The sequence below is a fragment of the Kitasatospora sp. NPDC058965 genome, assembly GCF_042741245.1.
Lineage (GTDB): Bacteria > Actinomycetota > Actinomycetes > Streptomycetales > Streptomycetaceae > Kitasatospora.
The window spans coordinates 1-7,415 of sequence record NZ_JBHYKG010000379.1; the positions used below are offsets into that span (position 1 = coordinate 1).

The window sequence follows — 7,415 nt, forward strand, 5'->3', positions numbered from 1 at the left end:
CCCACCGACTCACCCCGTGTGCGGCGGGGCCCCCCGCCCGGGGGCGCCCACCGCCCGGTGGGGGCCCCCACCGGCGGCCGAGTTCGGCCCGACTCCGACGCCGCGTCACCCGCCGTTCATGCCCCGGCCGCCGCCTCCCGTCTGAATGAGGGCTCAGTTGTTCAGCCAACTCGGCCCCGTCGCGGACAGGAAGAACCGTGCCCACAGGCAGCTCCCTCACCCTCAGCTCCAGCTCCGACCCGGTGGAGGGCGACAAGCTCAGCTTCCACTGGACCACCGACGCACCCGACGCCAAGAACTGGGTCGGCCTCTACGACGGCACCCGCCGGCCCGGCACCGGCGCCTCGCTGCTGTGGAAGTACACCCCGGCCGCGAGCGGGGACGTCGCGCTCGACACCTCGGCCCTCACCGGCGGCCCGTACACCGCCTACCTGCTCGCCAAGGACGGCTACGGGGTGCTGGCCCAGAGCGCGCCGTTCAGCTTCCGGCCCAAGCCGGCCGTGGTCCCGCCGCACTGCGCGGTGGACGCGCTGACCGCCACCCCCGTGGCCCCCGGCGAGCAGGTCGCCGTCCGGCTGTCCGGGCTGTGGACCGGCACCACCGCGCCCGGCTTCCGCCGCACCGGCGGCGACTCCTGGCTCTCCGTCAGCGCCGACGGCGTGGTCACCGGCACGGCGCCCGGCAAGCCGCTCGCCCACCCGGCCGTCATCACCGTCGCGGTCAAGGACGCGGGCGGGGCGGGCGACACACTCACCGTCCAGGTGCCGGTCGTCGAGCCGAAGGGACGCCGGTCGCTGAAGACGGCCAGCCTCAACCTCTGGGACGCGGGCGCGCACACCACCGACGCCCGGGAGAAGCAGCTGCGGGTGGTCCTCGCCCAGGGCTGGGACGTGGTCGCGCTCCAGGAGACCGGCGGCACGGCCGCCCGGGCACTGGCCGACGCGCTCGGCTGGTACGCCTACCAGAGCCCGGGCAGCGTGGGCGTGCTGAGCCGCTACCCGCTCACCGACGTCACCCCCGCCACCGCCGACCTGCCGGCCGCCGGCGTCACCGTGCAGGTGCCGGGCGGACGGTCCGGTTCTGGGCCGCGCACCTGGACGAGAACGGCTACGGGCCCTACGCGTACCAGGACGGCGCCACCGCCGCCCAGGTGCTGGCGGCCGAGACCGGCTCGCTGCGGCTGCGGCAGGCGCAGGCGCTGGTGGCGGCGATGGGCCTGGGCGAGGACCCGGTCCCGACCGTGCTGGCCGCCGAGCTCTCCTCCCCCTCGCACCTGGACCGGCCGGACCTCGCCTGGCCGGTCACCACCGCGCTGCAGGCCGCCGGCCTGGTCGACAGCTTCCGCGAGGACCACCCGGACCCGAAGCGGGACCCGGGCGCCACCTGGTCCCCCACCCGCAAGCAGCGCGGCGGCAAGCCCGAACCGCAGGACCGGATCGACTACGTGCTCTACACCGGTCCGCTCGCGCTGCGCGAGGCCCACGTGATCGCCACCGGCTGGCCCGCCGCCGACCCGGACGCCGCCGCGAACGGCTGGCCCTCGGACACCGCCGCCGCCGTCGCGACCTTCGAGATCTGAGAGGCGCTCCACCGATGACCGAGCTCAACCGCCGCACCCTGCTGGGCGCCGCCGCCGCGACCGCCGCCGCCTCGGTGGCCGGCCTGCCGGCCACGGCCCGGGCCGCGTCGAACACCGCCGCCCACCCGGGCGCCTCCGAGGTCAAGCACGTGGTGATCCTGATGCAGGAGAACCGCAGCTTCGACCACTACTTCGGCTCGCTGAACGGCGTGCGCGGCTTCGACGACAAGCAGGGCCTGCGCTTCCCGAACGGCGACTCCGTCTTCCGCCAGCCCGACCCGCACCGGGCGGACGGCGGCGTGATGCTGCCGTACCGGATGGACACCACCCGGTACAACGCGCAGAACGCCGGCGGCCTGGCCCACGACTGGGCCACCGGCCACCAGGCGATCAACAACGGCGCGATGGACAAGTGGGTGGCCGCCAAGGGCGAGCGCACCATGGGCTACTTCACCCGCGAGGACATCCCCTACCAGTACGCCCTGGCCGACGCCTTCACCCTGTGCGACGCCTATTTCTGCTCGCTGGCCGGACCGACCGACCCCAACCGGCTCTACCTCTGGTCGGGCACCGCGGGCCCGGGCCGGGACGGCACCACCGGCCCGTGGATCGACAACACCCCGGTCACCCAGAACCCGGTGGCCGACTGGACCACCTACGCCGAGCGGTTGGAGCGGGCCGGGGTCAGCTGGCGGGTCTACCACAACCCGAGCGAGGACGAGCGGACCGGCGACTACGACGACAACGCGCTCTCCTACTTCAAGCAGTTCCACGCGTTCCCGCCGGACGACCCGCGCTACGTCAACGCGATGACCAAGTTCGACCTGTCCGCCTTCGACGCGCACTGCAAGGACGGCACCCTGCCGACCGTGTCCTGGCTGGTCGCCCCCTACCTGTTCTGCGAGCACCCCAACGCCAGCCCGGACTACGGCGCCTGGTGGGTGAACAGCGCGCTGCAGTCGCTGATGGCCAACCCCGCGGTGTGGCGGCACACCGTCTTCCTGGTGATGTACGACGAGAACGACGGCTACTTCGACCACGTGGTGCCGCCCGCGCCGGAGCCGGGCACCCCCGAGGAGTTCGCCCAGGGCCGGCCTATCGGCCTGGGCAACCGGGTCCCGCTCTGGGTCGCCTCGCCGTTCTCGCGCGGCGGGTACGTCAACTCGCAGGTGTTCGACCACACGTCGGTGCTCCGGTTCCTGGAGGTGGTGACCGGGGTCGCCGAGCCGAACATCTCGGACTGGCGGCGCACCGTGTGCGGCGACCTGACCAGTTGCTTCGACTTCGCCCGGCCCGACTACTCGATCCCGGTCCTGCCGGACACCGTCGCCCTGATGGCCAAGGCGGACGGCGCGGCCAAGCTGCCGCCGGTCGCGCTGCCCGCCCAGGGCGCCCAGTCGATGCCGGTCCAGGAGCGCGGCGAGCGCCCGCACCGCCCGCTGCCGTACCGGCCGTGGGCGGACGTGGAGGTGGACCGGGCGAGCGGCAGGGTCACCTGCACGATGACCAACTTCGGCACGGTGGGCTACCACTTCACCGTCTACCCGAACATCGCGCTGCCGTTCGCCGGTACGCCGTTCACGGTGCCGGCCGGCCAGTCCCGCAGCTACACCTGGGACGCCTCGACCACCGACGGCCGCTACGACTTCACCGTCCACGGCGCCGACGGCTTCGTCACCCGGTTCGCGGGCACCGTGGTCCGGCTCGCCCAGGAGGACGTCGCGGTACCTCTGGTGACCGCCGACCTGCGCGACCCGAAGTCGCTGCGCCTGGAGCTCGCCAACGACGGTGCGGGCGAGGTGAGTTTCACGGCGGTGCCGAACGACTTCGCGGGCAGCCCGCAGACGGTCTGGGTCGGCGCCGGGAAGACGGTCAAGCTCGACTGGCCGCTCGACCGGGCCGGTCGGTACGACGTCACGGTGACCGCCGGCACCGGCACCCGGTTCACCCAGCGCTACGCGGGCACGGCGCACCAGCTCTGACGGTCCGTCGCACCCGCACAGGCCCCGTCGGCGGCTCGGCCGCCCGGCGGGGCTTCGTGCTGCCCCGCCCCTGCACCGCTCAGCGGTCCGGCAAACACCGGATTCCGGTGAGACGGTGGCATCGCGCCATCCTCCCGCCCCAAGGCTCCCCCAAGAAGCCGCGTCGCGATCGAAGGATGTTCTGCCGTCCTACCTGCCCATCGAATGATCTGCGGCCTTGGCAGCCGGATCATCCACGCCGCCGAAGGATCGACGTCGAGGAAATCCGCAAGGCCGGTGACCGAACTGTCCAGAACCGGTCACCACAACCCCATCGCATGATCACATCGTCCGGGCCGCCGGTCCCGCCCTGATAGGAATGACTCGTACGAACCGATGACCGAGCGGATCACGGCGTTTCGCCCGCTGGACTGCACTCCAGGCGCTCTGACGGTTCGTCCGCCCCGCGCCGTCGGCCGCCTGCCGACCGGCGCCGGGCCGACCCTCTTCTCCACCACCAGTCCGGGGGGACACCCGTGTCCGAATCCAGCACCACCGACCTCACCCGCCGCCGGATGCTCCAGGGCGCCGCCGTCGCGATGACCGCCGCCGCCGGCGCGGCCGTGCTCGGCCTGACCGGCCCCGCCACCGGGCCCGCCACCGCTGCCGCGGCCGACCCGGGGGCGGGCGACAGCTTCGACGAGGTCTTCCGCGGCCGGCGCATCCAGGGCATGCCGATGGCCGCGGGCAGCGGCGGGCACCACGACGACGCCGGGTACATGGTGCTGATCGACGGTCGCGAGCTGCACATGATGCGCAATGCCGACGGGACCTGGATCAGCGTGATCAACCACTACCAGACCTTCGCCACCCCGCGCGCCCTCGCCCGGGCCGCCGTCCACGCGCTGCACGGCGCGAGCCTGGCGCCGGTCGCCGTCTGACACCCGCCCTTCCGCGCAGCACCGTCCGTCCGCACCACCGCACCCGAGGAAGAGCCATGGCGATCCGCAAGAACCAGGCCACCCTGACCGCCGCCGAGAAGCGCGCCTTCGTCAACGCCGTGCTGGAGCTCAAGCGCCGCGGCGACTACGACGCCTACGTCACCACCCACAACTCGTTCATCATGAGCGACACCGACCGGGGCGAGCGCACCGGCCACCGCGCACCGTCCTTCCTGCCCTGGCACCGCCGCTTCCTGCTCCAGTTCGAACAGGCGCTGCAGGGCATCGACGCCACCGTCACGCTCCCGTACTGGGACTGGACCGCCGACCGCACGCCGCAGGCCGGCCTCTGGGGCCCGGACCTGATGGGCGGCAGCGGCAGCGGCGACGACAGCCGGGTCACCACCGGCCCGTTCGCGCACGACGGCGGCAACTGGCCGCTCACCGTGGCACCCGACAGTCGCGACTTCCTCACCCGCGACCTCGGCGGCGCCGTCGGCGACCTGCCCACCCGCGCCGACGTCGACTCGGTGCTCGCCCTCGCGACCTACGACGCCGCGCCCTTCAACAGCTCCAGCACCGGGTTCCGCAACAACCTCGAAGGCTGGGTCGGGGTGAACCTGCACAACCGCGTGCACGTCTGGGTGGGCGGCCACATGAGCACCGGGATGTCCCCCGACGACCCGGTGTTCTGGCTGCACCACTGCTTCATCGACCGCCTCTGGGCCGGCTGGCAGAAGCGCCACCCCGACCAGGGCTACCTGCCGGTGAAGGCGACCCGGAACGTGGTCGCACTGCACGGCACCATGAAGCCGTGGAACGACGTGACCCCGGCCGACCTGCTCGACCACACCAAGTTCTACACCTACGACACCGACTACTGACCGGGCCCGTCCGGGGGCCAACGCCCCCGGACGGCGGCGGTGGTGGCGCGCGGACGGCCGCGGTGGTGGCGCGCGGACGGCGGCGGCGCGCGGACCGATCGTTCGGTCCCGATCTGCTCCGACTCGATCGCCTGCACACCGTGCCTGTCCCGCAAGCCCGTGCGACCCCCGCCGGGGGCCGGACGGAGTGCACGGTCGGCGCGCGCCCCTACGATGATCCGCATGGATTCTGGGGGACCGCAGCTGCGGCTCATCGACGGTCGCTTCGCGCTGCAGCAACGCCTCGGCGGCGGCGGCATGGGCCTGGTCTGGCTGGCCCACGACACCGCGCTGCAGCGCGACGTCGCACTCAAGGAGGTCCGGCCCCCGGACCCGACGCTGGCCGAGAGCGACCCCACGGCGGCGGCCGAACTGCGGGAGCGGGTGCTGCGCGAGGCCCGCGCGCTGGCCCGCCTCCAGCACCCCAACGTGGTGACGATCCACCACATCGTCGACAGCCCCGAGCACCCGCACCCGTGGCTGGTCATGGAACTGGTCACCGGCGGCAGCCTGCACGACCGACTGGGCCGCGGACCGCTCTCCGTCCCCGAGGCCGCCCGGATCGGCCGCGGCGTGCTCGCCGCGCTGACCGCCGCCCACCAGGCCGGCATCCAGCACCGCGACGTGAAGCCCGGGAACGTGCTGCTGCGCCCCGACGGCACGCCCGTCCTCACCGACTTCGGCATCGCCGCCATGCAGGGCACCGCGACGCTCACCGAGACCGGCGCGCTGATCGGCTCGCCCGAGTACATCGCCCCCGAGCGGATCCGGGGCGAGGAGGGCAACCCGTCCTCCGACCTGTGGTCGCTGGGCATGATGCTCTACGTCGCGGTCGAGGGGCACCACCCGCTGCGCCGCGGCACCGCGCTGGCCACCCTGGCCGCCGTGCTCGACGAGCCGCTCCCGCCCGCACAGCACGCCGGCCCGCTCGGCCCGCTGCTCGCCCAACTGCTCGGCAAGGACCCGGCTCGGCGCCCCGATGCCGCGCAGCTGGACCAGTTGCTCAGCACCGCCGAGAACCCGCTCGCCGCGCCGGGGTTCGGCCCGCCGCTCGCGTACACCCCGACCGCGCAGCTGACGCCCCCGCAGGCGCAGCCGCAGCCGCAGCCGCAGCCCGGGTACGGCTACCCGGCCACGGACGCCGTCCCGTACCCGACGGGGCCGGCACCGTACCCGAGCGGCCCCACCGGGTACCCGAGCGGCGGGCAGGCACCGTACCCGAGCGGGCCGGTGCCGTTCCCGAACGACCAGGTGCCCCACCCGAGCGGCTCGACGCCGTTCCCCGCGCCCTACGGGACCGGCCCGGTGCCCGCGGTCCCCCGCACCCGCCGCCGCGCTGCGCTGGCCGCGGCCATCGCCGCCGTCCTCGCGGTGGCCGGCACCGTCACCTGGTTCGAGCAGCAGAACGCCACCGCCAAGCACGGCGCCGGCGCCCCGCCCGTCTCCGCCCCCGCGAACGCCACGCCCGGTGCCACCACGCCCGGTGCCACCCCGAGCGGCACCGCGCCGTCGACCGACACACCCGCCGCCCAGGCCCCCGCCACCGGCGACCAGGACCCGTTCTCCCCGGCCACCGTCCGCGCGACGCTGCAGGCGATGCACCTGAGCACCAGCAAGGTCCTGTCGCTGAAGATCTACCAGGACGGCCACGCCATCGCCGAGGTGCCGACCGACGCCGACCCGAAGCTCTTCGACGAGGTCGACTACCAGGGCGGCAAGCTCACCCGCGAGCCGGACACCGGCGTCATTCCCGAGAACCTCGTCGACCTGAGCAGCTACAGCTGGGACACCCTGCCGAACCTCTCCCAGCAGGCCCAGGCGACGCTCAACGTGCCCCACCCGAAGCTGCGGTACCTGATCGTCGAGTACGACGTGTTCTTCGAGGGCCCGTCGATGAACCTCTACCTGACCGACGACTACGGCGGTGCCTACCTCGCCGCCGACAGCAAGGGTGCCGTCAAGCGGACCGTCAAGCACGACTGAGCCGGGCGTCGCCGGGTCCCCGACGGTC

Annotated in this window: 6 protein-coding genes; all 6 read left to right on the forward strand. The window is 73.6% G+C overall.

The window, feature by feature from the left end; all coding sequences use genetic code 11:
- The first annotated feature begins 197 nt into the window (after positions 1-197).
- Positions 198-1,487, forward strand: coding sequence for an endonuclease/exonuclease/phosphatase family protein (locus tag ACFW1A_RS36105; protein ID WP_380417011.1), 1,290 nt, complete (start codon positions 198-200; stop codon positions 1,485-1,487).
- Positions 1,445-1,579, forward strand: a complete 135-nt coding sequence (locus ACFW1A_RS36110; RefSeq protein WP_380417013.1) for a hypothetical protein — start codon at positions 1,445-1,447, stop codon at positions 1,577-1,579. The genes ACFW1A_RS36105 and ACFW1A_RS36110 overlap by 43 nt, the downstream gene beginning before the upstream one ends.
- A 14-nt stretch (positions 1,580-1,593) precedes the next feature.
- The gene (locus ACFW1A_RS36115; RefSeq protein ID WP_380417015.1) at positions 1,594-3,561 is read left to right on the forward strand and encodes a phosphocholine-specific phospholipase C; all 1,968 of its coding nucleotides are present in this window, start codon (positions 1,594-1,596) and stop codon (positions 3,559-3,561) included.
- Positions 3,562-4,115: 554 nt separating this feature from the next.
- Entirely contained in the window at positions 4,116-4,481 is a 366-nt protein-coding gene (locus tag ACFW1A_RS36120) for a tyrosinase cofactor (protein ID WP_380417023.1), read from the forward strand.
- A gap of 56 nt (positions 4,482-4,537) precedes the next feature.
- The gene (locus ACFW1A_RS36125; protein WP_380417017.1) at positions 4,538-5,365 is read left to right on the forward strand and encodes a tyrosinase family protein; all 828 of its coding nucleotides are present in this window, start codon (positions 4,538-4,540) and stop codon (positions 5,363-5,365) included.
- A 222-nt stretch (positions 5,366-5,587) separates the two neighbouring features.
- On the forward strand, positions 5,588-7,387 hold the full coding sequence (locus tag ACFW1A_RS36130) for a protein kinase (protein WP_380417020.1): 1,800 nt from the start codon (positions 5,588-5,590) through the stop codon (positions 7,385-7,387).
- The last annotated feature ends 28 nt before the right edge of the window (positions 7,388-7,415 follow it).

Excerpts from the sequence above, each read along its gene's own strand:
- ACFW1A_RS36125 (WP_380417017.1), top strand. The coding sequence starts at position 4,538 with ATGGCGATCCGCAAGAACCAGGCCACCCTGACCGCCGCCGAGAAGCGC.
- ACFW1A_RS36115 (WP_380417015.1), top strand. The coding sequence starts at position 1,594 with ATGACCGAGCTCAACCGCCGCACCCTGCTGGGCGCCGCCGCCGCGACC.
- ACFW1A_RS36130 (WP_380417020.1), top strand. The coding sequence starts at position 5,588 with ATGGATTCTGGGGGACCGCAGCTGCGGCTCATCGACGGTCGCTTCGCG.
- ACFW1A_RS36120 (WP_380417023.1), top strand. The coding sequence starts at position 4,116 with ATGCTCCAGGGCGCCGCCGTCGCGATGACCGCCGCCGCCGGCGCGGCC.